Source organism: Brevibacillus soli, from assembly GCF_044759095.2.
In the GTDB taxonomy this organism is placed as follows: Bacteria; Bacillota; Bacilli; order Brevibacillales; family Brevibacillaceae; genus JBIYSM02.
Genome location: NZ_JBIYSM020000016.1, coordinates 23,727 through 48,541, shown reverse-complemented (window position 1 = coordinate 48,541; position 24,815 = coordinate 23,727). Strand labels below are relative to the sequence as shown.

The 24,815-nt window shown below is 47.5% G+C and carries 19 protein-coding genes; 17 read left to right on the top strand and 2 right to left on the bottom strand.

The annotated features are described in order from the left end of the window. The first annotated feature begins 11 nt into the window (after window positions 1-11). The 9 genes from ACE99V_RS08720 to ACE99V_RS08680 all read left to right on the top strand — a co-directional run bounded on the left by ACE99V_RS08720 (window position 12) and on the right by ACE99V_RS08680 (window position 10,119). Window positions 12-902, top strand: a complete 891-nt coding sequence (locus tag ACE99V_RS08720) for a flagellar hook-basal body protein (RefSeq protein ID WP_400490683.1) — start codon at window positions 12-14, stop codon at window positions 900-902. Window positions 903-919: 17 nt separating this feature from the next. Beyond that, a complete protein-coding gene (locus ACE99V_RS08715) occupies window positions 920-1,726 on the top strand; it encodes a flagellar hook-basal body protein (protein WP_400490682.1) in 807 nt (268 codons plus the stop codon). A 28-nt stretch (window positions 1,727-1,754) separates the two neighbouring features. Further along, window positions 1,755-2,003: a DNA-directed RNA polymerase subunit beta gene (locus ACE99V_RS08710; RefSeq protein ID WP_400490681.1), complete on the top strand. Its 249-nt coding sequence runs from the start codon at window positions 1,755-1,757 to the stop codon at window positions 2,001-2,003. 195 nt (window positions 2,004-2,198) lie between these two features. Next, entirely contained in the window at window positions 2,199-2,717 is a 519-nt protein-coding gene (gene pgsA, locus ACE99V_RS08705; RefSeq protein ID WP_400490680.1) for a CDP-diacylglycerol--glycerol-3-phosphate 3-phosphatidyltransferase, read from the top strand. Between the two features lie 164 nt (window positions 2,718-2,881). Further along, complete coding sequence (gene fabZ, locus ACE99V_RS08700) at window positions 2,882-3,340, top strand: 3-hydroxyacyl-ACP dehydratase FabZ (protein WP_400490679.1); 459 nt, start codon at window positions 2,882-2,884, stop codon at window positions 3,338-3,340. A gap of 96 nt (window positions 3,341-3,436) precedes the next feature. Continuing rightward, entirely contained in the window at window positions 3,437-4,174 is a 738-nt protein-coding gene (locus ACE99V_RS08695; protein ID WP_400490717.1) for a WecB/TagA/CpsF family glycosyltransferase, read from the top strand. A gap of 28 nt (window positions 4,175-4,202) precedes the next feature. Next, the gene (locus tag ACE99V_RS08690; protein ID WP_400490678.1) at window positions 4,203-5,309 is read left to right on the top strand and encodes a glycosyltransferase family 4 protein; all 1,107 of its coding nucleotides are present in this window, start codon (window positions 4,203-4,205) and stop codon (window positions 5,307-5,309) included. Window positions 5,310-5,404: 95 nt separating this feature from the next. Further along, window positions 5,405-5,815, top strand: a complete 411-nt coding sequence (locus ACE99V_RS08685; protein WP_400490677.1) for a hypothetical protein — start codon at window positions 5,405-5,407, stop codon at window positions 5,813-5,815. Between the two features lie 242 nt (window positions 5,816-6,057). After that, window positions 6,058-10,119 carry an S-layer homology domain-containing protein gene (locus ACE99V_RS08680; protein ID WP_400490676.1) on the top strand — a complete coding sequence of 1,354 codons (4,062 nt, stop codon included), beginning with the start codon at window positions 6,058-6,060 and terminating at the stop codon, window positions 10,117-10,119. 40 nt (window positions 10,120-10,159) lie between these two features. Here the strand turns inward: ACE99V_RS08680 and ACE99V_RS08675 are convergent, their stop codons facing one another. Beyond that, a complete protein-coding gene (locus ACE99V_RS08675) occupies window positions 10,160-10,570 on the bottom strand; it encodes a hypothetical protein (protein ID WP_400490675.1) in 411 nt (136 codons plus the stop codon). 62 nt (window positions 10,571-10,632) lie between these two features. Beyond that, on the bottom strand, window positions 10,633-11,289 hold the full coding sequence (locus ACE99V_RS08670; RefSeq protein WP_400490674.1) for a YigZ family protein: 657 nt from the start codon (window positions 11,287-11,289) through the stop codon (window positions 10,633-10,635). A gap of 214 nt (window positions 11,290-11,503) precedes the next feature. Here ACE99V_RS08670 and ACE99V_RS08665 point away from each other — a divergent pair, with 214 nt between their 5' ends. From ACE99V_RS08665 to ACE99V_RS08630, 8 genes are all read left to right on the top strand, one after another. Continuing rightward, a complete protein-coding gene (locus ACE99V_RS08665; RefSeq protein ID WP_400490673.1) occupies window positions 11,504-12,658 on the top strand; it encodes a TolC family protein in 1,155 nt (384 codons plus the stop codon). 529 nt (window positions 12,659-13,187) lie between these two features. After that, window positions 13,188-16,241, top strand: coding sequence for an S-layer homology domain-containing protein (locus tag ACE99V_RS08660; protein ID WP_400490672.1), 3,054 nt, complete (start codon window positions 13,188-13,190; stop codon window positions 16,239-16,241). A 192-nt stretch (window positions 16,242-16,433) separates the two neighbouring features. Further along, window positions 16,434-18,389 carry an Ig-like domain-containing protein gene (locus tag ACE99V_RS08655; protein WP_400490671.1) on the top strand — a complete coding sequence of 652 codons (1,956 nt, stop codon included), beginning with the start codon at window positions 16,434-16,436 and terminating at the stop codon, window positions 18,387-18,389. Window positions 18,390-18,544: 155 nt separating this feature from the next. Then, window positions 18,545-20,092, top strand: coding sequence for an IS1182 family transposase (locus ACE99V_RS08650; protein WP_420998510.1), 1,548 nt, complete (start codon window positions 18,545-18,547; stop codon window positions 20,090-20,092). Between the two features lie 289 nt (window positions 20,093-20,381). Next, complete coding sequence (locus ACE99V_RS08645) at window positions 20,382-21,053, top strand: tetratricopeptide repeat protein (RefSeq protein ID WP_400490716.1); 672 nt, start codon at window positions 20,382-20,384, stop codon at window positions 21,051-21,053. 23 nt (window positions 21,054-21,076) lie between these two features. Continuing rightward, window positions 21,077-23,353 carry an O-antigen ligase family protein gene (locus ACE99V_RS08640; RefSeq protein WP_400490669.1) on the top strand — a complete coding sequence of 759 codons (2,277 nt, stop codon included), beginning with the start codon at window positions 21,077-21,079 and terminating at the stop codon, window positions 23,351-23,353. A 118-nt stretch (window positions 23,354-23,471) separates the two neighbouring features. Further along, window positions 23,472-23,714: a hypothetical protein gene (locus ACE99V_RS08635; protein ID WP_400490668.1), complete on the top strand. Its 243-nt coding sequence runs from the start codon at window positions 23,472-23,474 to the stop codon at window positions 23,712-23,714. Between the two features lie 91 nt (window positions 23,715-23,805). Next, window positions 23,806-24,786 (top strand): glycosyltransferase family 2 protein, encoded by a 981-nt coding sequence (locus ACE99V_RS08630; RefSeq protein WP_400490667.1) that lies wholly within the window; start codon window positions 23,806-23,808, stop codon window positions 24,784-24,786. The last annotated feature ends 29 nt before the right edge of the window (window positions 24,787-24,815 follow it).

The following is a 24,815-nucleotide window of genomic DNA, read 5'->3' as shown; positions in this document are numbered from 1 at the left end:
GGGAGAATCGCTTGATCAGAGGCTTGTATACGGCCGCATCCGGGATGTTTGCCCTGCAGCGAAAACAGGAGACGTTAGCCAACAACATCGCCAATATCAACACGCCGGGTTACAAACAGGACGAGGGCGTGATGCGCGCGTTTCCGGAGCAGCTTATTTCGCGCATCCGGGACAAGGAGGGACCGGATATCCAGGGCCTTCCCAACATGACCGGACAACCTGTTGCAATTGGACGCCTGCATACGGGCGTGTACATGTCTGAGGCATTGCCAAACTTCCGGCAAGGGGACATCGCCGAGTCGAACAATCCGTACGATGTCGCCCTCCTCGACAACCTGCAGCCGGATCAGGACGGAAACGAGCGCCGTCTGTTTTTCAGCGTAGCCAGGCTGGAGAATCCGCAGCAACAGCCGGTTGCCGCACCGGAGCAAATCCGCTATACCCGCAACGGCAACTGGAGCGTGAACCCGGACGGGTATCTCGTCACATCGGACGGCTACTACGTGCTGGATGAACAAAATGCGGCGATCAACGTCCAAACGGCAGGACAGAATCTACATATCAGTTCCACGGGTGAACTTAGCTATACCGACCCGACCAACGGCGAGCAGTTTTATAAGCTCGGGTTAAAAGCAGTGGCAAACCCGAGCCAGCTGGTGCGGGAAGGCCAAAACGTCTATCGCTGGCAGGGAGAAGGTCAGCCCGCCAACGTCGAGGCTGCGGACAGCGGCTTTTACGGATTGAAGCAGGGCTGGATTGAGCGCGCCAATGTGGATGCCGCCCAAACCATGACCGACATGATGACGGTATTGCGCGCTTATGAAGCCAACCAGCGGGTGATCACGACACTGGACGGCACGATGGACAAGGCTGTCAATGAGATCGGCCGGGTAAACGGGTAAGATAGGAGGAAGCATCGATGCAGTCACTCAATATCTCCAGCGCAGCGCTCCGCAGCGTTCAGCAGGCGCTTGACACAACCGCAAACAACCTGGCAAACCTGGATACGGTCGGCTTCAAGCGCCGTACCGCGTCGTTTTCCGAGCTGCTGTTTGATTCCATGAACGAACAGCCGGCTGAAGACAGGCAGCGCACATCGCCGCCCGGACTGCGGATTGGCAGCGGAGTGCGGCTCGGGATGACCAAACTGGATTTGTCCCAGGGCAGCGCCAAAATAACCGAGATCCCGACCGACCTGATGATTGAAGGAGAAGGGTTCTTTGGTGTCAGCCGTTTAACCCGGGACCCGGACACCAACGAACTGCGGGAAGAAATTCGTCTGACGCGCAACGGGGGGTTTCAGATCAAGCAATCCCCTGAGTACAACCAATATGCCTTGACGACAGCCAACGGCGATTATCTGGTGGATGAAAGCGGTGTTCCCATCCTGATGGACAATCCGGGAGAGCTGAAGATCACGCCGGAAGGCCGCGTGTTGAATGACGGAGAAGAAATTGCCCGCATTGCCGTCTGGAAGGTGGACAATCCTGATCAGTACCGGCAGGTCGGCGAAAATGAATTTTTACTTACGCCCGGCCAACCTGTAACGAACTTTGCCTTGTCAGCTGCCACCATTCGTCAGGGAGCTTTGGAGGCGTCCAACGTCGATCTCCAACAGGAAATGGCACAGCTGATCAACACCCAGCGGGCTTTCCAGCTGAACTCCCGCGCCATCGGCATCACCGATCAGATGATGGGGGTTGCCAATTCGCTGCGAAGCCGTTAATCTGTTGGTAAAAGGCCGGAGGACAAGCATGATGGATCAAGTGAAGGGACAACGCTTTGTGCACGACCTGCAGGAAGCGGAGAGAGAACAGAGCAAACGAAACAGGAAGTGGCTGGCATTGGCCTCAAAGGCTTTGCTGGTTCCGCTTCTGCTGTTTTTCTCGCTGGTAGTCGGCTTGCTGATCGGCTACAGTGTCATGGGAAAAAGGCCGGTCTCCGAAGTGTTTGACTGGAATACGTACAAGCACATGTACGACCTGATTTTTGCAGGAACCTGAAGCAAGAAGCGGCATCAGCCCCAAACGGAATGTGGTTTGGGGCTTCACTGTTGTGCAGGACTTGTTTGCGCGGGACTTGTTGTCGGCTTTGTCCACAGAGTATAATGGAAAAGTGATTCAATAAGGGAGCGTCGAAGGTTTGATAAACTGGAAGGTCCGCGTGCCGCTGGCCGGGCTTTTACGGAGGGAGTATCCGTGAATATTCCAAATGCGCTTACCGTTTTTCGCATGGTACTCATCCCTTTATACCTGTACATCTTTTTCTCGCCGTTTCCCTATCATGTTGAGATTGCCCTCCTGGTTCTCATAGTGGCGGGAATAACGGACATCGTGGACGGATACATCGCGCGAAAGTACAAGCTTGTAACCACGTTCGGGACAATGATGGATCCACTGGCAGATAAGCTGATGATGATGGCGGTGATTGCCTCATTGTTTTTGACAGAGCGGATCAGTGTGTGGGCCGCCCTGTTTTTCTTTGCCCGTGATCTGGGGATGATTGTTGCATCCGCTTTTTTTCACTTTCGCGGAAAAAAGACAGTGCCTGCGAATACGTTCGGAAAGTTGACGACCGTACTGTTTTACATTGCGTTTCCGCTGGTGATGTTTCGATATCCGTACGGCGAGATCATTTTGTGGAGCGCCATCCTGTTTTCGTTTGTGACCAGTGCGATCTATCTCGTGAAGTTTCGTTTGTTGAACCGCGTGCCATAATAGAGGCAGAGGGGGAAAAGAGCACTTCCGATAAGGGAAGCGCTCCTTTATGGTTAACCCCGTTCTCTCTTTGGAGGGAAAGGGAGTTGTCTTTAGTCTAAGTTGGCTGCACATCCTTCATGCATAGAGCAAAACGATAAAAAGATGGAAATGGAGCGGTTGGAATGGAAGGGAAGACCCAATTGGACGTTACACAAATCCAGGAAATGATCCCGCATCGCTATCCGTTTTTGCTGGTTGACCGGATAATTGACCTGGAGATCGGCAAACGTGCGGTCGGCATCAAAAACGTCACGGTGAATGAACCGTTTTTCCAGGGACATTTCCCAGGGTACCCCGTGATGCCGGGAGTGCTGATCGTGGAAGCGCTGGCACAAGTGGGGGCCGTTGCGGTTTTGAGCATGGAAGAAAACAAGGGCAAGCTGGGCTTTTTCGCGGGAATCGACCAGTTTCGGTTCAAGGAGCAGGTGAAGCCGGGGGATACGCTGACGCTGGAAGTGGAAATGACCCGTGTGCGCGGTTCCATAGGAAAAGGCCGCGGAACAGCAAAAGTAAATGACAAGGTTGTGGCAGAAGGGGAGTTGATGTTCGCCCTGGTCGCAGCTGGACAAGCACATTCATGATTTTTTCTTGTATGTGCTTTTCTTTTGGGGTAGAATGGCTAATGTGCAACTTTTCCTAGCGTTTTCACGTCTAATGTGGTAATGAAGGTGAATGAGTTGACCATGAAGGTCGCCAGTATTTTGGGTGTGCCGTTTTCCACCCGCAGCTTTGACGAAACAGTCGCCGACCTGGTTGAGCGGATCCAAAGCGGAGAGCGTACGCACGTCGTCACCGCCAATCCGGAGATCGTGATGGTCGCACGGGAAAATAAGTCGTTTCGAACCATTTTGGAACAAGCCTACGTGGTCCCGGACGGCATCGGGATCGTGTATGCAGCCAAATGGACAAACCAGCCGATCAGGGAGCGTGTGACCGGAATCGAGCTGTTGGAAGCGTTAATGCGGGAAGCCGATCGCAAGCACTGGAACGTATATCTGTTAGGGGCAGCACCGGACGTCAACAGGCTGGCCGCTGAAAGGCTGGCGGAACGCTTTTTGGGTGCTCGCATCGTAGGGTACCGAGACGGGTACTTTCAAAAGAACGAAGAAGAAAAGGTGGCGCAAGAGATTGCCGAGCGGAAACCCCATCTGCTGTTTGTCGCATTGGGTGCACCCAAGCAGGACGAGTGGATTTCATCCTACTGGGATCGCTTGCAGGTTCCTTTAGTGATGGGAGTAGGGGGCAGCTTTGACGTGATCGCCGGCAAGGTGAAGCGAGCTCCGGTATTGTGGCAAAAACTCCACCTGGAGTGGATGTACCGCTTGCTATCCCAGCCTTCTCGCTGGAAGCGCCAACTGGCCATTCCGCGATTCGTTTTTACCGTCTTGTGGGAAAAGTGGGGAAACCGTTCCTAGACGTACCCGTAGAGAGGAGAAACAACCGATGTCTAACCTAGTCTTCGGGCTATTGACTTCGCTGATCGTAGCGTTTATCGCTACTCCCTATGTAAAAAAACTAGCCGAAAAGATCGGGGCAGTGGATGCGCCCAACCAGCGAAAGGTCCATACGCGGATTATGCCGCGCATGGGCGGCCTCGCCATCTACCTGGGGTACCTGGCAGCGTTTTTCCTGTTTGTCCCGTTTTCCACGCATAAGGAAATGCTCGGGATCTTTATCGGGGGAACCATGATCATGCTGGTGGGGATGCTCGACGACAAGTTCCAGCTGTCTCCCAAGTGGAAGCTCTTGGGGCAGTTCGTTGCTACTTCCATTGTCGTCATCCCGTTTGGTTTGAAAGTAGGGATTGTGAAACTTCCCTACAACGGATACATTGATTTTACAGAAGGCTGGCTGTTCTGGCTGGCCGTGCCGATTACGATTTTCTGGATCGTAGGCGTGACCAACTCCGTTAACCTGATTGACGGCCTGGACGGCTTGTCTGCCGGCGTGTCGGCGATTGCCACTGCAACGATGGCAGTGATGGCGCTGTTGATGGAGCCTGAGAACACGGCGGTGGCGATTTACTGCATGGTGCTCTTGGGCGCCATTCTGGGATTCCTGTATTTCAACTTCCATCCGGCCCGCATCTTCATGGGGGATACCGGTTCGCTTTTTTTGGGCTTTAACCTGGCTGCCCTGTCCATTATGGGCTTTAAGGAAGCGCTGTTCATCTCGTTCATCATCCCGATCGTCGCGCTGGGCGTGCCGCTGTGGGACACGTTCTTCGCCATCGTGCGCCGCATCGTGAACAGAAAGCCGATTTCCAGTGCGGACAAGGGACACCTGCACCACTGCCTTTTGAACATGGGCCTTTCCCATCGGGCGACGGTGCTCGTGATCTACGGCATGAGCATCTTCTTCGGATCGATGGCCATCGTCCTGTCCCAGACCAAAGAACTCTGGACAACGGTGATCATCATCACGGCACTCCTGTTCATCATCCACATGGCCACGGAAGTGGTCGGCCTCGTCAGCCGCCGCCACCGTCCGCTGATCAATACCTATCGCAGGCTGAAAGTGAAGTACTACGCAACGAAACGAAGTCACTAAGAACGCGAGTCCCGTTAACCGGGGCTCGTTTTTTCTTGCGGGCGCTTTCTGTCGGTTGCTATACTTTCTGTAAGGATTTGAGAGGAGCGATGGCGATGGAGAGACGGCTCCAGGAGATGCTGACGGATATAAAAGGATTCATGAAAGAAGAACTTGGCAAGGTCAGAGACGAGCTTCGGCAGGATATGAATGCGCTAAAAACGGACCTTCGGCAGGAGATTGCACAGACAAAGGCTGAATTACAGCAAGAGATTTCCGGACTGAAACAAGACGTCTCGGAACTGAAACAAAGCGTCTCAGAACTGCAACAAGACGTTGCTGGCCTCTCAGTTGAGATCTCGGAGATTAAAACCGAACTCGTTGACGTCCATCGCAAGCTCGATGTCCTTTACGAGCAGGTAGCAGTCAATACGGAAAATGACCTCAAGATGAATGAAGTCGTCGAGAAATTACACGAATTAGAGACGGATGTGCGGATTATCAAAAAGATTGTCGCGAATCAATAAGTAGCGATGTGGTCGAGCCTGAACCGTAGGCTCTTTTTTTATTTGTGTAAATTCCCGTTAAACCTAAATGGAACAGCGGAATAAGCCGATACATAAAGTGAGACAAGCCTTTCGTTTGCTGTTCAGGAAAAAGGAAGTGGTGGTGGGAACGCGCAAGAAACGAAAAAAACAGCAAACCCGCGGAGCGGACTTTTCTGTCGATGGAAAAGTGCCAATCCATCAAATAGAACGAGATTGGAGAGGTGAGAAGATTGGTTCATTTTTTTCGCAGAATGCAATCAGGCACAGCAGTCGTTCTCTCGCTGTTGATGGTAGTTTCACTGCTGTTCCCGATGGGGGCAAGCGTAGCAAATGCGGCGACTAATGAAGGGGTTACCGGAGGAGGAATTACGCTTACCGGTTTCGATCCGTTGAAAGGAACGTCCGCCAATCCCCATATCAACTACGAATCCAGGATTACCTTGAACGGTACGTACGGCAGTGGGACTGTCGGAGAAAATCTGCGTCTCAAAATCATTACCAACAATGGACAAACCGTTGAGGATCTGAGCAGCATCAAACCGGTCATTACCAGTGCGACGTTCAGTTTTTCCTTCAAGGATATCAACTTAAAACCAGGAATGAACCAGATTGCTTTCTATGAGACAACAGGCAGTGTAACCAAGGACCTGCTTTCGTTTTACGTTCAGTACAATAACACCCCGGTACTGAGCGAACTGGAAGTGAATGGAGTAGCTCTGTTATCTGACCCTACCGTCATTCGCGTACCGTCTTCGAACAAGCTGGTGCTTTCGTTCTCCGGCAAGGCAATCAACGCTGACTCGGTAAAGGTAGTCAACAGGACGACCAATCAGACATTTTTGGATGACGTGAGCCAATCCGGCAGTTTTTCCGTAGACGTTGATGCCCAGCTTGGCTTTAATATGTTTGATATCTCTGCCTACAACAGCTCGCGTGAAGTAGGGTTGAAACAGCGCAGTATTGTCGTAACGCTGACAGGCGGCACTCAGGGTGCGGCGGACCAGTTCTATAATGTAGATTTGACCGGAGTGAGTGCTGCACCGTTTTCGCTTGTTCCACTGCAGACACCAACGCTTGTTGGACAGGCTGCTCCGCCCGCCAGTTTTACCGTTACCGGTAAGGCCCTGTTCTACGCTCCCTCTACGATTGAGTTGTTCCGAAAGGTAGATACGAGTGATCTGGACCCCAGTGATGGAATCGATACGTTAGCCGACCCTGCCACACTGATTTTGCGGGACACGACCACCGGTTTACCGGTAGCTGCGGGAACGCATATCCCAAATTTCAAGGCGGACTTGTCCGGTGACTTTAAGCAATATGACATCTCTGCAAGCATTCCCTTTAACAGTTGGGTAGACGGGCGTACGTACGAACTGGAATTCACCTATCCTTACGTGGAGGCGACAACCGTCAGCGGAGTTCTGACAAAAACGGATAAGACAGCTTCCGTGGCGAGCTACAAATATTCGTTTACGTACATGGATCCCAACTCCGCGCGGATCATCAGTGTCACGAATCAAGATGAAAACAAGCCAATCGTGTTGGGAACCACAGTCAACCCGATTCGTGTATCACCGCTCAAGTTAACGATTGACGGGGCAAACATTGACACCTTTGAAGTGTATTACAATGACAGCCCTACGAAATTGAATATCGGGACAGACTACACCTTCACTCCATCGGCTCCGCCATATACGCTGAGTCTGATTAAGCTTCCCCCGGGAGAAACGAAGGTGACACTAGTCGGGAAGGATACCACCGCGCCGGTTTCGCCGGATGCCAAAGTAGACTTTGTGATCAAGCCGGAGATTGCCCCGTTCCTGGCACTGAGCTATGTGGATGGAACGAGAAAGTTTATTGACAACAGTTTGCAAATAACGGACATTGCGCAAGTTAAGGATCTGGATGTGCAAGTGTACAACTACACGTGGACGAATGATGGAGACATTACCGATTCGGACGGGGACAAGGTCAAGCTGAATGGAATAGAAATTGCGCAGGCGGCCCCAACACCCGGATATCACACGAGAGTATCAGCAGGCACCTTGACGGCCGCTTTACAGCCGGGAAGCAACACACTCACATTTGAATTCGATAACGTGCCGGATGCAGTCTTCACCTACACCATCTTTTACAACAAGGATAAAATTCCAGGTGTGGAAAACATCAAGCTGAAAGTCGAGCAAAACAAAACAGACATTGAACTGACGAAAAAATCAACGGATTCAGCTTACAGCACCAATGCCTTCTTCCTCAGCGAGTTCTCATTTGACGTCAAAGACGCTACCAGCGTTGAGGTGTTGAAAGACGGCAAGACGATCGCATCGTATAAGTACACCGATACGGATGGCAATGGATCATTAGATAAGTGGGTATTCCAGGATGCGGTGGTAGACAAGGCAAGAGATGATGCGGCAAAAGGCATTACCGACCTGGAGGATGTCTTTAATAAGCGGAACTTCCCGAATCCTCCGGCATCCGCAACAACAAAAGACAACAGCTTTCAAGCAACCATGACCAGCCGTCAATACGGTACGGAGCTGCTGGACGAGCTGGAAGACTTGAATTTGAATGAAGCTGATCTCGAAGCGCGGTTGAAGCTGTTCCCGCTGACGCTGGGGAAAGGTAACGATACTACCTATGAAATCGTTGCTTCCGATGGGGGCGTAGTAACCAGGCAAAAGGTTACGGTTTCCCAAGAGACCCATTCCTGGACGGTGTTGTCGCCAACCAAGCTTGAGAATGCGCCCTATGCAACAGTAAACACGAATAGTGTACCCATTAAAATCTTTGCAGAAAATGCTACAAAGGTAACGTTCGGAAAAATCGAAGCGGTCGCTCACAATACAGACAAACCGGACTTTGAATACGATGAGAAGCTGGGGAAATCCATTCCGCAGAGTTATTATGTATTTGAGGCCAACGTTCCCTTAAAGCCTGGTTTGAACACCGTGAAGTTTTCCGTCATTGTCGGAAACCAGACATATAATGATGAAGTGCGCATTTACAACGTGAATTCCTCGGTAAGCGGTGCGGAAAGCCGTGATACCTTTGGCAAGAAAACGACATTCAGCGTTTTTGAAAAGGCTCTCGAACTGAAATTCCCGGCGGGTACCGTCTTGTTGGCCCCTTCCAATAACCGGGAAGGCAACGAGATCAACATACCGCAGACAGATATCTTCACAGACGTGTCGTTGTACTTTGGAATTGCGGATCGCACCAATGGTCGAATCAATCTCGAGGATGACGGCTTGGAAGACGACATGCAGGATCTACTTCGCATCAACTCCGACTTTAACTATGCAAGTCCGCTCTATTATATCGATGCGGGGAATGCAAAACCGGGAAGTACCGACGATGATCGGGCGCCGGGTGGCCGCGATCCTTACTTTGATGGAGAAGTGAACGGTGTAGAGATGGAACCGTTCATCGATCGTTGGGAGGATAACCTCGTTCCAAGCAAACAGGGAACGGTCACGATCAAGTACGATTCTTCCATTGTAAATGCGGCGAACAACATTCTCACGGTCTTTTACAATAACGGAGATGAATGGAAAAACCTCGGCGGGGTTGTCAACACGGGCAAGAAAACGATTACGGTTCCATTTAAAGGCTTCGGCTATTACATTGTAATGAAGACGCGGGAATCGTTTAGTGACGTGATAAAACATCCTTTTGCGCGCGATTCGATTGAAACACTCTATGCAAAAGGGATCATGAACGAAGCCCCCGGCAGCGGCTTTGGCACCGAGCTGAAGATCAACCGCGGGGAATTTGCCACCATGATCGTAAAGGCGCTCGATCTTCCCATCAATGCCGGACCGTACAGGGACAACAACGAAGATGATCCATCCGAACCAACGTTCCGAGATGTGCGCCCGAGTGACGATGATTGGGATTATGAGTACAAGTACATCGAAACGGCCGCGCGCGCAGGTATCATCCGCGGCAAGGATACGGGAGCATTCTATCCGGAAGATTCGGTTACACGGGAAGAGGCCAGCGTCATGATTGCGCGAGCACTCAACCTGAAGCTGGGGACTCCGGAAGCAGCGAAACTCGCTCTTGGAAAGATGTATACAGATGCTCAACTGATGGACCACTACGCAGCGGCTTCTGTACTCGCAGTCAGCAAGGCCAAAATCATGAACGGCGAGGTAAACGACCCAACCGCCAAAAAGCCGACGTACCGCTTCAATCCAAAAGGCGATCTTACCCGCGCCGAAATGGCTGTCATCACGCTCCGCATCATGGTCCAACTCAAAAAACTTCCCAAACAATAACCAACAACAAAAAGCTGAAGCAGGGGCGGCCAACCCCTCTTCAGCTTTTTGCTTCCTCAATCCGCTCTCTCAGAAAAAAGATCTGTTTTTCGTGTTCCCACACCTTGTTTTCCAAAAAGGAAAGCCGATCTTTTTTTCGCTTTCCCGCATCTTTTCGTTCTTCAAGATCCGCGAGTATTTCCTCTGTCTTTGAATCCAGCTGATCCAATCGAACATGAGCCTGTCCCACCATTTTGATCATGGTGGACGTCATTTCCTCCAGGTTGTCTAACCGCTTGTCAACCTGCTCAAATCGCTTGTCAATCTGGTCTAACCGCTTGTCAACCTGCTCAAACCGCTTGTCAATCTGGTCAAACCGCTTGTCAACCTGCTCAAATCGCTTGTCAATCTGGTCAAACTTTGCCTCCATCTGCTCCAGCTTGCCAAACAAGTCGTCCAACGTTCTACCCATAACCCTCGCCCCCTTGCCATCCTCTTCCCTAAGCGTAAATGAGGACAACACTCCGAGCAAGATTAATTCTCGTCCCCCTGCACAGCTTCCACCGGCACCTCGACGTACTCCTTCTCTTTGCGGACGATCTGTGCCTGTCCATGGGTCAAATCAATCATGTGTGAAACGAATGCCTCTTCTTCCCCGTCTGGAATTAAGAGGTGAACGGTCACCCGGTCCGTATAATCGGTTTGCTTCACCCGATGCTGGCCGATGCGCAGTTCGTTTTCCACCTTGCCCCACCAGTGGTAGTCGACGCTGACCGAGATGTTGTGATGCAGCTGGTGAATGACGATGCCGGCTGCCTTCAGGGCGACCACCGTCCCTGCCGTATAGGCCCGGACCAGACCGCCTGCTCCCAGCTTGATGCCGCCAAAGTAGCGTGTCACCACGACTACCGTGTCCTTGCATCCGTTTTTCTTGATGCACTCCAGGATCGGTTTCCCCGCCGTGCCGCTCGGCTCCCCGTCATCGCTGGAGCGCTGAATCTGGTCATGTTCCCCGATGACGAACGCCGAGCAGTTATGGGTGGCATCCCAGTGCTTCTTTTTTATCATGGCGATAAACGCCATTGCTTCTTCTTCGGAAGTAACGCGTTGGGCATAGCCGATAAAACGGGAGCGCTCGATGACGATTTCATCTTCCCCGTACCCGGCTACGGTTTTGTACTGCTGTAACATGCCAAATCACCTCATGAAAAGCATAGCATGTTCACGCCAGCCTCCGCCAATGTTGAAATTTTTCCGCCTGCACTTCGTATCCCTTCATGATAGAGGTGCAGTCATCCAATCGGGAAAGGAGCAATATAGATGTAAGGTGCGTCAAAAAGGTTATGCGAATGGACCAACTGTGTTATAGTGAGTTTGGGACAAATTGTAAAAGGAGTGGAAAAAAATGAACTTTCCATACTCGTCGAAAAAATGGATCGCCGTTTCCATGGCGGCATTCCTGCTGACCACAGCCGGTGTCGGAGCCGCCGCCACCACGCAAAACACCCAAGCGACAACCGGCACACCTGCCGCCACCCAGGCACAAGCCGCCGCATCGGATGAGCTCACCGTCGCAAAGGCAATCGAACAGGCGCTTCAAACCAACAGCGCCCTCCAATCCAAACGCCTGGAAGCGAAAAACGCCGACATCAACGCGCGTTTGGTCAACGAAACCGTCGGTGAAATTCCGAGCGATTTTATCGAATCCCTGGGTGCCGCCCAGCAAAAATATGTGACCGAAGCCAAATCGGAAATGGCCAAGAAGCTGAACGCGCTGGTGGTCAAGGCGACAGAGAGCGCGACCAAGCTCGGGGCGCAAAAGGTGTATTACGATTTGCTCCATGCCAAGGCGGAACTTGAATTGAAGAAACAAAGCCTGAACCGGGCCCAGACCCAGCTGAAAATCGCAAAAGCAGCTTTTGAGGTAGGAACAAAGGCAAAAACCGACATCCTGCAGGCAGAAATGGGAGTGGCAGGCGCCCAGGCTGCCCTGGCATCCGCCGAGAACAATCTGATCATCTCCCGCATGAAGCTGAACGAGTTTCTCGGGGTGGAACTGACCAAGGAGTGGAAGCTGTCGGAGGATAACAAAACCCTGACGCCCAACCCGATGACGCTGGAGCAGGCAACCGAGCTTGCGCTGAAGCAGCGCGTCGAGATGTTCCAAAAGCAGGAAGAGCTGAAACTGGCGGAATTGACGCGCGACTTGATTGCCAAATACTCTGCTCTCTCCACCTATCAGGGTCAGGTAGCCCGCAATGACGTGGAAAAGGCAAAGCTGGCGATCGAGGAACAAAAGCGCGACATTTCCCTGCAGGTGGCAGAAGCCTACTACAACCTGAACGCAGCCAAGCTGGCGGCGGAGTTTCAGAAAAAGGCGAAGGAAGCGGCAGCGGAAAGCTATCGTCTGACCCATCTCCGTTTTGAAAACGGGCTGGCCACGACGCTGGAGGTCATCCAGGCGGAGGAAGAGCTGTCGAATCGTGAAAATCAGTATCAGGTAGCAGTTCGCAACTACAACCTGGCTGTCGTCAATTTCGAAACAGCATTAGGAAACTGAGTAAGGAACTGCATGGCCTGTTGCTTTGCTGGAAAAAGGTTCTATAATGACAGATTGCCAAACGTCCCCTATAATACGAGTTGTGGGTGATATTCATCACCCCGATGAATACATAAAAACCCACGGCAAAAATTTTTAAATCTTTTTCGGAGGCACCGCAACTTTTTCCTGAGTGAAGCGTTTAATAGAATGTCACACGAAATACGGGGAATTGTGTAAAAAAGATTCACGAAATCTAGCAACTGTGATACACTACTAGATGTTGCATTTACACAATACAGAATATAGTAGAGAATTCCTAACATTTCAAAAATTCGGTCCTGCGAAAGGAGGTGAAACGCGCTTGCAGGATTCGGGCTCTAAAAAGAAAGATACATCCAAAACCATTATTCCCCAAGAACAATCCGTTTATTCTAGAGGAGGAGAACCTAAGGTTATGAAAAAGGTTGTTAACAGCGTATTGGCAAGTGCACTGGCACTTACTGTTGCTCCTATGGTAGTAGGTGCAGAAGAAGCAGCGGCTCCTAAAATGGATCCAGCTCTGGAATTGACCGTAAAACGTCTGAACGCTCTTGGTCTGGTTTCCGGTTACGGCAACGGCGACTTCGGCGTAGACCGCACCATCACTCGTGCTGAGTTCGCTACTCTCGTAGTACGCGCTCGCGGACTTGAGCAAGGTGCGAAACTGGCTCAATTCCAATCCAACTTCACTGACGTAAAAACCTCCGACTGGTTCGCTGGTTTCGTTAACGTCGCTTCCGGTCAAGAAATCGTAAAAGGTTTCCCGGACAAATCCTTCAAACCGCAAGCTCAAGTGACTTACGCGGAAGCGGTTGCCATGATCATCCGCGCACTGGGCTATGAGCCTTCCGTTAAAGGCGTATGGCCAAACAACTACATCGCAAAAGCTTCCGAGCTGGGTATTGCGAAATCCATCAACACTCCGAACAACGCAGCGACTCGCGGCGATGTATTCAAAATGCTTGACAACGCTCTTCGCGTTGACCTGATGAAACAAGTTGAGTACGGTACGGACATCCGCTTCGAAGTCCGCGATGGTCAAACCCTGCTGACTGAGTACCTCGATGTAACGGTTCGCGACATGGAATGGGCAAACAGCGACGACAACGAAGCTGAAGATCTGCCATTCGTAACCAACGTACCAGTGGTAGGTCTGGGCACACTGGATGCCAACGAAGTAACTCTCGACGGCCGTGCAGCTGGTCTGGGCACCTCCACTTACAAAGTGGCTGACGGCATCAACCCGAACAACTTCGCTGGTCAGCACGTACAAGTGTGGGTAAAAGACGGCAAGGAAAAAACCATCGTATGGATGGAAGGTTCCGAAGACGAAGAAGTAATCAACGGTCGTGTGGACACCTGGTACTACGATGAGAAAGTTCAAAGCAACGGCGACAAAGTAGACAGCAAGTCCGACATCGCCAAGCTGGAACTGCTCCTCGACAACGAAAAAACATACAGCTTCTCTGAAAATGTTGCTGTTTCCTACAACTTCAAACGCTTTGGCACTGGCGAGAATGCTGCTAAAGGCCTGAGCGCCATCATGGACGGCAACGGTACCTTCGCTGCTAAAGTCGTTCTCAACGACGAAGGCGAAATCTCATACATCCACGTAATTGACGACGTTACTGTTGACCAAGCAGTGGCTGGCGTTAAATACGGTTCCGAAGTGATCGAGAAAGTAGACGCTGACAAGAAGAAAATCACCAACCTGGAAGGCGGCTCCTTCGATCTGAAAGACAAGGAAGAAGGCGAAGACTTCCTGGTATTCATCAACGGTCAACCTGCGAAACTGGCAGACCTGAAAGAAAATGACGTATACACTGTATACTATGCTGACGGCAACAAAAACAAGCCGCTGGTATTCGTTACCCGCAACGTAGTAGAAGGCAAAGTAGACAAAGTCGAAATCCGCAACTCCGGCGACAACCGTCTGAAGATCGGTGACAAGACTTACCGTGTACGTTCCGCTTCCTACTCCGAGAACGCAAACAAAGACGTTGCAAAAATTACCAACGACGAGCTGCGTGACCTGGATGGCGTAGAAGTAACACTCTTCCTCGCTCCAGATGGCCGTATCCGTCACATCGTAACCAAAGACAATGTGAACGATCGTAAATTCAAAGCGATCCTCACCAAACAAGCGGTGTACGACAGCAAGGACGACAAGTGGAATTTCACTGTATACTCCGAAAAGGACAGCAAAGTGAACATTTCCATTGAAGCGGAAGACATCAAGGACGCAGACGGCAACAAGCTGACTGACGACGAAGTGGAAGCACTGTTCGTGCCAAGCAAAGATCAGGACGAACTTCTGCTGCTGGAAGTAACGCTTGACTCCAAAGGCGAAGCTGAGAAAGTTCAAATCCTCGACACAACCGGCCTCCAAATGCTGGAAGGCGACGCTTGGGAGAAAGCAGCTGACGAAGATGGCGACACTCTGAACGTAACCATCGACGGCAAGAAGAAAACATTCGATGTAACGGATGACACCGTTGTATTCGATATGACTGGCGAGATCACGGATGGCAAACGTGTTGAACTGAAAGATGCTGACATCGCGAAGTTCAAGAGCGTTGCTGACGACGAAGATCTGACTGTATACTACCTCGTCGATGACAACGAAGTAGACACCATCTTCGTAGTAGAAGGCGACGGTATCGAAAGCAACACGCAATACGGTTATGTGAAATCCTTTGGCCGTGCCGGCGACGACGACATTACTGTATTGACCAAAGTTGACGGCAAGTTCGAAGAGAAAACGTACAAACTCGACGGCGATGCTGACGATCTGTTTGGCGATGTAAACCGTTTTGACTTCATCAAGTTCTCCCTCAACAGCGACAACGAAGTCATCATCGACGACGTTGTGAAGATCGTTGAAGGTTCCGGTGAGGATGAACTGGAAGGTTTCGCTGAACTGGCAATCGACAACACCGATGCAGATGAGCTGGAAGAAGCTGAACTGGATCGCCTGACTGTAGCTCGCGTTGACGATGTAGATGGCCGTAAGATCACCTTCAAAACAGAAGATGAAACCTACGAGTACCTGACTGACGCGAACACTGTATTCGTAAACGACGACTTCGAAATTCTCGATGGCGTACAAGAAGGCGACTACGTAGTTCTGGTTGAAACCGATGACGATTCCCAACGTTTCGACTTTGTACTCGTAGTATCTGACGAAGATACTGTTGAGGAAGAAGAACTCGAAGACAACGCTCTGGCGTTCCTGGCTCAATCCGATGAAGGTATCACAGTCGAAGATCCATCCGATGAGCCGTCCGACGAGCCAGTAGATCTGATCGATGAGGATTCCTTCACTGCTACAGAAGTTGAAAAACTGCCAGGCATGCTGTCCCAGTACACTGTAACTGGTCAAGGTGAAGCCGGTGCAACTGTAACACTGACTGTAGATGGTCGTTCTGCAACAGCTACTGTTGCTGCAAACGGAACCTTCACTGTTTCTGTAGTTGGCAAAGTCGGTGTTGCTAACTTCACCATCGAAGCAAGCAAAGGTGACGATACCGAAGGTCCTTTCACTGGAACTTTCACGAAGTAATTCTCTTCAAGCAGTAAACGGTTGACTTGGTTATGATGATACGGGGACAGGGAGGCAGCTCTCTGTTCCCCCAAATTACCAGCTTCCAGTCGACGACTCATGAAAAAGATCAGAAGAGATACATCAACAAGACAAGACATAACAGTGTGTCTCTTCCATAAAAATTCCTATCAGTATCTGGAGGGGTAGTACGTGAAAAATAAGAAGTTGGTTCTTTCTGTACTGTCTACAGCAGTTGTAGCTAGCATGGCAACTTCCGCTTTTGCAGCGCCAGGCGCTGGTCTTTACATCGGCGGTAACGTAGACAAGTATTATTCCGTTAATGCTTTCCTCGCTGACGCAAACTTTGATAACGCTCTGGATGAAATTCTCAATGTTGGTCTGAATAAAGTCCTCTTTGTAGGTGCTGATGGTAAAGCCGCTAACCTCGAAGAGATCTTTATGGCTGACAAAATCGAGGACGTACTGGAAAACGTAACTGCCGCTGACTTCGAGACAGATGGCTACGCTCCAGTGAATACAGATGGCACAACTGGTACAGCGATTCACCCTGAGCAAGATCCAGATCTGGGTGCTCCAGGCGAGCTGGCGATTGAAAGTGTAAGTGCTATTGACGCTACGACTGTTGAAGTTACTTTCTCTCAAGAAGTTGATGAAGCTTCTGCTGAAACGCTTGCAAACTATGTATTGTCTAAACAAGTAACTCCACCACAAGCTCCAGTAAATATTGTTAGCGCGACTTTGGATGCTGACAAAAAGAAAGTAACTTTGGTATACCCTGCAGGAACTTTTGCTCCGAACACTAAGTTTAACCTCTATGTTTCTAACATTCGTCTTGCTGAAGACTTGGATGTTATCCTGCCACAAACAACTAAGGAAATTACAATTGCTGACGTAGCTCCAGCAGTTGCTGGTGTATCTTTGGTTGGTACTGCAGGTGGAAGCAGCACTGTTGACATTACATTCACACAAACAGTTAATGCTGGTACTGTTGCTGGCTATGTTGCTAAAACAGAAGGCGAAACAGACAAAGTAGCTACTAGTGCAAACGTATTAGCAGATGGAAAAACTGTTCGTGTTACGTTCCCAGCTTTGACAGCTGGCAAAGCATACACAATCGCTCTTCCAGACGATGTTCAAAACGGTTTTGGCAAGTTGATCGCTGCGGATGCTACTGCTAGCTTGACTGCAGTTGCGGACACTGTTAAACCAACGATTGTATCAGTAAGCCAAGATACTGAAGAAACTGATGCTGACGATCAAGTTCTCAACATCAAATTCAGCGAAAAAGTTAACGCGTCTACAATTACTGTTACAGTCTTTGCTGCCGACTTCTCTAGCCAAGCGGCAACTATCGTAGCTGCTGTTAACGGTCAAGATACAGTACAAGTGACTGTACCAGACACTTTTGAGTTGAAAGCTGGTCAAACTTACACAGTTCGTATTTCCGCATCCGATGCAACTGATGCTTCTGGAAACGCGATTGACTTAACAACTGCTGTTAACAAGACCTTCACAGCGGTTGACAAGGTTGCTCCACTTGTCTCCAGCATTACGAAGCTCGACAACAAGACTGTAAAAGTAAAGTTCAATGAAAATGTAACTGTTGATGCAGCTACTACATTCTCTGTTGACGGTGTTGCATCCAAAGGTACTGTTAGTGGAGACACTGTAACGCTAACTCCTACCGCATCTACTGGTGTATACGGAACAGAAGCAGTTGCAGTGCTTAACATCGATGGCAAAGTAAAAGACGCTGCTAACAACGAGAGAACTTTTGCAGCTGCTACTGACTTGGCAACTAGTGCTAACTCTACAGATGAGGCTGCTCCTCTCTATGCAGATGCTGCTACTGCTGCAGTTGGTGGTACAACAATCGCACTGACTTTCAGTGAAAACCTGGATGTAATTGCTGATGTAGATACCGCTGAAGAAGTTGCTCAAGTACTGACTATTACAAATGCTAACGGTACTGTTGTGGATGCAACCTATCTGACTAGCAATAATAATCAACTTGAAATTACAGTAGGTACAATCGCTGCTAACGATGTATATTACATCAAATTTAAATCTGGCCAAACTGTAGTTGCAGACGTTGAAGGCAATAAGTTCACTGGTACCAAAACTATTCAAGTGTCCGCTCAATAACATTTGAATACAAGTGAATGCCTAAGGGGGCTGTCCCATAAGCCATAAAAAATGGCTGAGGGATCGCCCCTTTTTTCAATGTAGAAAACAAAAAAGAAACCATCCTTTGGTAAAATGTAAGTACCACCAAACACTTACAAAAGGAGAGGGTTTCTTTGTTTATTGAATATAACATGAATCAACTATTCCTTCCAATGGATTTAGAAGAGGACATCCCCCAAAATCATCCTGTTCGAGTCGTCAATGATATGGCGAATCGGTTAGACGATGAGATTTTTGCTGCGGCATATCCCGGTGGCGGAAGAGACAGTTACCATCCGAAAATGCTGACCAAGGTCATCATCTATGCCTACACCCAGAAAATCTACTCCTCCCGTCAAATCGCCAAAGCTCTACGTGAAAACATCATGTTCATGTGGATTGCAGGAAGACAACGCCCGGATTTTCGCACCATCAATCGCTTTCGCTCGGAGCGGATGAAGGATGTATTGGAAACCGTATTTTCATCTGTACTGGAATTACTGGCTCAAGAAGGTTACGTCAAGCTGGAACACTACTTCCTAGACGGGACAAAAATCGAGGCCAATGCCAACCGGTATACCTTCGTCTGGAAAAAAGCAGTGGACAAGCATCACGCCAAGTTGCAGGAGAAGGTAAAAGAACTATTTGCCAAGATCGAGGAACTTGAGAAGGAAGAAGATAAGCAGTATCGCACTCAGGATCTTCCGGAATGTGAAAGCATCGTAACAGCCGAAAAAGTCGAGAAAGTCGTAGAGCAACTGGAGGCGAAACTACAGGAAAAACCGAAAGACAAGCCGCTGAAAAAGGCAGTGAAACAAATCCGCAAAGACTTTCTCCCACGCCTCCAAAAGTATGAACAGCAGCTGGAAACGTTCGGAGACCGGAACAGCTTCAGCAAGACCGATCCAGATGCTACCTTTATGCGCATGAAAGAAGATCACATGAAAAACGGGCAACTCAAGCCTGGCTACAACGTGCAGATCGGGACAGAAAACCAGTTTATTGTGGGCTACAGTCTTCACCAAAGACCGACAGATACCCGTTGCCTAAAACCGCATTTGGAAAAAGTCAAGGCATCTCTCGGCAAGCTTCCCTCCACCATCATTGCCGATGCTGGCTACGGCGGGGAAGAGAACTATGCCTTCCTGGAAAGTGAACAAGTGGAAGCATTGGTAAAGTACAGCACCTATCATAAAGAGAAGCAGAAAGCCTGGAAAAACGAAATTGGCAAGATTGACAACTGGCAGTATGACGAGGCGGAGGACGTTTGGATTTGTGCGGCTGGGCAAATACTGACCTTTTGTTATGAGAGCAAGGAAAAGACGGAAAGTGGGTATGAAATCCGGCATCGGCATTACCGAAGTCTGAGTTGTGAAGGTTGTCCGCTGAAGCCATCTTGTACGAAAGCAAAAGGCAATCGGGAAGTGAAAGTAAGCTTACCGTATCAACGTTTCAAACAACAGGTACGAGAAAAGCTACGAAGTGAAGAAGGGTATCAGTTGGCGGTTCGTCGCATGATCGAGCCAGAAAGTGTATTTGGGCAAATCAAAAATAACCGGGGTTTCCGTCGTTTCCTGCTTCCCGGCTTACCAAAAGTAAGTTTGGAGGTCGGGTGGCTTTCGCTTGCCCATAATCTGATGAAGAAGGCTTCCATAGACCAAAAACAAAGAAAAGTCGGGTAGGAATAACCTTCTTACCCGACTGATTTTTTAAATACAGGACAAATTTAGAAGAAAAAGAGGCTGACCCTCCGTAGAAAATCTACTTATGGGACAGCCCCTTTTTATATCTGTTACTAAAGTAAATGAAACATGCTATTGACATTAGAAATAATTTTAACTTATAACTGTAAGAACTGTTTGTACAATAAAATATTTTCAACATAAGAAAATGCCATTTTTAATAGAGTGTATGTTAAAATGGCGATATGACGAATTTTTTTAAAAAATTTAGGGAGGAAGTAATGTGAATATGAAATACTATGTCAATATATTAGTAGCACTTATCTTTCTTACAGCTTGTAATACCAATTCAACAGAACAGTCTGCTCAATTGAAATCACAACAATCAGACGAAATTCTACAAAATAAACTCAAAGAAACTGTAAAACTAATTGAAGGTGGCAAATACGACGAAGCTAAGACAGTATTAGCCGATCTTTTGATGAAGGAAGAAAACAATGGTGCTATTGATTATTATCTTGGCAATATTGCAAGAAAGCAGCAAAAAAATGACGAAGCACTTATGCATTATAAGAATGCAATTGCCAAATCTCCTTCGTTGAAAGAGGCCTATAACAATCTTGCTTCTATGGAAATTCTAATGGGTAAATACGATGATGCATTTAAAACAATTAATGAAGGTCTTGCAAAGGATCCTAATTTTAGCGAACTAATATTTAAAAAGGGCCAGTTACTTTTCGTTCAGAAGAATTACAGTGAATGCATTCAAGTGATGAAGTCAATTGAAAGTAACCCTAAATTTTATGATGCAATCCGCTTTATCGGATTAAGTTACATACAACTTAACAAGAAAGATGACGGAGTTGTTTATTTGAACAAATATTTGTCCATAGCACCAGAAGGATCACCGGTAAAAGAGGAAATTAAAGCGGTAATGGCTTCAGTTAAGACAAAAAAGTAGTTTGGTAAAATTCGGAGGAATTCATGTCAAATATTGCTTATGTTGCTTTTTCGATTGTGTCAATAATCTTTCTGTACACTCCGTATCTACGGGGCTTATTTTTTGATGCAGATTTTTATTTCATTGAATTAGTAGTAGATGCTACATTTATTATTTACTCGGTTTGGTTATTTGTTACTAATCGGATCAAATCTTATGAACTATATTGGATTGTGTTTCTCATCCCTTTTATTCATTTTCTGTCTTTTTTTGGTAGTGAAACTGCTAAAGGCGCACTAGACAATCTTTTTAGATGGACGGCCTATAGTAGCTTTTTTATCGTTTTGATCTGGATTCAAGCTAACGACGGATCAAAGAAATTAGGAAAGGTAATGCCAATACTATTTCATCTCACAGGAACATGGATTAGTTTTTTTGCGCTTTTCGGGCTTTGGGAATGGATCGAATTCAAAGATGTTATGTTAGTTAATCGGATGACAGGTCCTTTCCAATATGCAAATACCTTTGCTACTGTGATTTGTGCGTTCTTACTATTTGCATTAGTTCAACTAACAAGATCTAGTCTAAAACTATGGGAAACCGTTTTTTATTGTATTCCATTGATTTCATATGGAGTAGGAATATTTCATTCTTATTCTCGCGGCACGTTAGTTATTCTACCCATTGCATGGTTAGTTGGCTTACTGATCTTGAAAGGCAGGGCACAATTTGAATATTTACTCTTTTCTCTATTAGCTAATGTTGGATCAATAGCCGTTTTCCGTCAAATGACGCTGGACGAGGCCCAAAAGGCTGCAAATCCGGGCATCACCATATTTATCATTACATCAGTAGCTTTAATTGTAGTAATCCGGTTCGTTAAAGTATTTATGAAAAACGGTTCTTTTTGGAACGTCATCGAAAAACCAATGTTTCGTTTTGGACTTCCAATTGGTGTCATACTTGTAGGTGTGCTGCTTGCCCTGGATATTAAATTAAAAGGGATGGTGTTTCAGGCATTGCCGCAAACCCTACAACAAAGGGTATCAGACATCAATACAGAGACGCTTAGCGTATTGGGAAGAACAAACGTCTATAAAGATGCTTGGGAGATTAGCAAGGAGTCCCCTGCCTTTGGTGTCGGTGGAGAAGGGTGGAAGGTTGTTTATCCAGCTCATCAGCAAATACCGTATCTGAACAATGAAGTCCATAATGGTTACCTGGAAATATTGGTAAGCACGGGCTGGGTAGGTATGGCTGTGTTTTTGGTGGTGTTTGCAGTATTGATTAAAAAAACCATCATCCGGATCAGAAATTCGGATAACGAGTGGGAAAAAACAGTATCGACGGCAGCCCTTGTGGCTCTGAGCATGATGTTCCTTCATGCGATCATTGACTTTGATTTCTCTTACGGAACAGTTTGGTTCATTGTTTTCTGGCTTTTTGCTATGGCTGTTCCTATTCACCCGGTTCAAAATACTGCCAATGGTCACCGGAACTCCAGAGCGGTATTGTTGGTAGTGACTATAGGTGTTTTCATTTCCGGTGTGTATACGACGCGTTTCTATCTGGCAAACAATCTTTTATCCCAAACAAATGTGCAGGTGACATTGGACGTAGCAGAACCATTATTTGAAAAAGTTACCGCATTAAATCCTTATCAAACTGATTACCTGATAAACTTGGCCAATGTGTACGCCGCTAAATATAAGTCGGAAGGAAAAGAAGACTGGAAAAGCAAAGCGGTAAAGCAGTTAAAATCTGCAGAAAGTTTGGAGCCGAATAACTCAAATCTATTATTTAGCATCGGTAGAACATACCTCATGCTTGGTGATTGGCAAGAAGCCGATCAGTACTTTACGAACGCACTGGATCGAGACAAGTTTAATGTACAGCTCTATGATGCTAGTATCCAATTGAATGCACAAGTAGCATACCAACTAACACAACAAAAGCAAAAAGAACAGGCACTAAGTATCGCAAACAATGTAGTTGAAAGGTATGCTGACTATGTGGCGAAGATCGAGCCTTTCAAAATGCAGGAGATCCCGGATAAACGTCCTTTGGAATTATCGAATAAAACGTACTTTTTCTTGGGACAGTCTTATCTTCTATTAGGTCAATACCAACAGGGTGTTAAATTCTTAAAACTTGTTACGGATCCACAGCTTGTGCTAGAAGCACAAGCGTTATTAGTGGTAGCCTTTGAAGAAATAGGACGACATCAAGAAGCAGCAGGAATCACGCAAAAGTTTTTCTCTCAACACCCGAATTTTGTGCAGAAGGTTGTGTTGTATAAATCTAGTATAATAACCAATTAGACTCACATACCGTTGCAAAAACAGTATGGATCATAGTTGCTTGTTTACTTGCTGCCGGTCACGAAAAGGAAATTGCCGGTATGGGCCGCAGTATTGTTCAGTTTACCTCTGGTCGCATATGGAGTTCTTCTTCATTGGTCAAGCTCAAATTTTGCTTGGTCAGTACGCCCAGGCCATCGAGCCACTGAAAGCAGTCAACGATCTGAAGATGAGTGTCGAAGCCCAAGCCCTGATGGTGGTCGCTTATGAAACGATGGGGCAAACCAAGCAAGCTGCGGCGATTACGAAGGCGATGGTTGGACAGCATGCGGACTTTCCACAAAAGGTTGTGGAGTATCGCACAGCTTTAACGATGAAATAGTGTTTAGGGGATGCTACGGTTGTTGAATTATTCAACAGCCGTTTTTTCAAGGAATTGGGTGCACAATACAATTTCGAAAAGGATGTAATCGATGGATGTTTCAATTGTTATCCCAAACTACAACGGGGCCGAATATATATTGGATTGTATCGCTAGCATTTATGATCAGATAGAAGATAAGAAGGCGATCATCGTAATCGATAACAATTCAAGTGACAACAGCACGGCTCTAATCGAAGAAACATATCCGGAAATAACGTTAATAAAAAACGAAATGAATGTTGGTTTTGCCAGGGCTGTTAATCAGGGGATTGCATTTTCCCGTTCAAAATATGTCATATTACTGAATAATGATGCCTTTGCCGACTCCAATTTTGTACAAATGCTGTATAGTTGTATTGAAGCGGATCCTACTATTTTTTCAGCATCAGCCAAAATGTTGTCTTATTCCAACCCCAAAATCATCGATAATGCAGGAGATCAATTGTGCTTAACGGGATGGGCATTTAAAACGGGTGACGGGAACGAAAGCCACTTGTATGAAAAAGAAAGAGTCATCTTTAGCTCGTGTGCTGGGGCCGCGATTTATCGAAGAAAGCTCTTTGACGAAATCGGATATTTTGACGACACGTTTTTTGCGTATTTGGAAGATGTTGATGTCGGGTTTAGAGCCAATATTTTTGGGTATAAAAACGTCTATTGTCCGAAAGCAACAGTTCTCCATATTGGCAGTGCGACAACCGGCAGCAGTAAATATAACAATTTCAAAGTAAAATTGTCGGCAAGAAATAGTGTCTATATGCTGGTAAAAAATATTCCTGTTTTTTTGTTTATGATCAATGCTCCATTTCTCTTCGTTGGATTCTTGATTAAGGCACTCTTCTTTTGGAAAATCGGGTTTGGAAAACAATACATTCAAGGATTGTTTGAAGGGATAAAAACAGTAAAATCAATCAATAGAGTAAAATGTAATATAAAACACTTCAAAAATTATCTTAGAATTGAATATATGATGGCGAAATCCACCGTGTATTATTTCGGAGTAACGATTTTAAAACGATTGAAAAGATGAAAGTATTCAATAAGGACTTGCAGAGGAGT

Bases quoted from the DNA above. Each gene is read 5' to 3' on its own strand.
- ACE99V_RS08715 (WP_400490682.1), top strand. From the start codon at position 920: ATGCAGTCACTCAATATCTCCAGCGCAGCGCTCCGCAGCGTTCAGCAG.
- ACE99V_RS08710 (WP_400490681.1), top strand. From the start codon at position 1,755: ATGATGGATCAAGTGAAGGGACAACGCTTTGTGCACGACCTGCAGGAA.
- fabZ (WP_400490679.1), top strand. From the start codon at position 2,882: ATGGAAGGGAAGACCCAATTGGACGTTACACAAATCCAGGAAATGATC.
- ACE99V_RS08690 (WP_400490678.1), top strand. From the start codon at position 4,203: ATGTCTAACCTAGTCTTCGGGCTATTGACTTCGCTGATCGTAGCGTTT.
- ACE99V_RS08685 (WP_400490677.1), top strand. From the start codon at position 5,405: ATGGAGAGACGGCTCCAGGAGATGCTGACGGATATAAAAGGATTCATG.
- ACE99V_RS08675 (WP_400490675.1), bottom strand. From the start codon at position 10,570: ATGGGTAGAACGTTGGACGACTTGTTTGGCAAGCTGGAGCAGATGGAG.
- ACE99V_RS08670 (WP_400490674.1), bottom strand. From the start codon at position 11,289: ATGTTACAGCAGTACAAAACCGTAGCCGGGTACGGGGAAGATGAAATC.
- ACE99V_RS08665 (WP_400490673.1), top strand. From the start codon at position 11,504: ATGAACTTTCCATACTCGTCGAAAAAATGGATCGCCGTTTCCATGGCG.
- ACE99V_RS08660 (WP_400490672.1), top strand. From the start codon at position 13,188: ATGGATCCAGCTCTGGAATTGACCGTAAAACGTCTGAACGCTCTTGGT.
- ACE99V_RS08645 (WP_400490716.1), top strand. From the start codon at position 20,382: ATGAAATACTATGTCAATATATTAGTAGCACTTATCTTTCTTACAGCT.
- ACE99V_RS08640 (WP_400490669.1), top strand. From the start codon at position 21,077: ATGTCAAATATTGCTTATGTTGCTTTTTCGATTGTGTCAATAATCTTT.
- ACE99V_RS08635 (WP_400490668.1), top strand. From the start codon at position 23,472: ATGGAGTTCTTCTTCATTGGTCAAGCTCAAATTTTGCTTGGTCAGTAC.
- ACE99V_RS08630 (WP_400490667.1), top strand. From the start codon at position 23,806: ATGGATGTTTCAATTGTTATCCCAAACTACAACGGGGCCGAATATATA.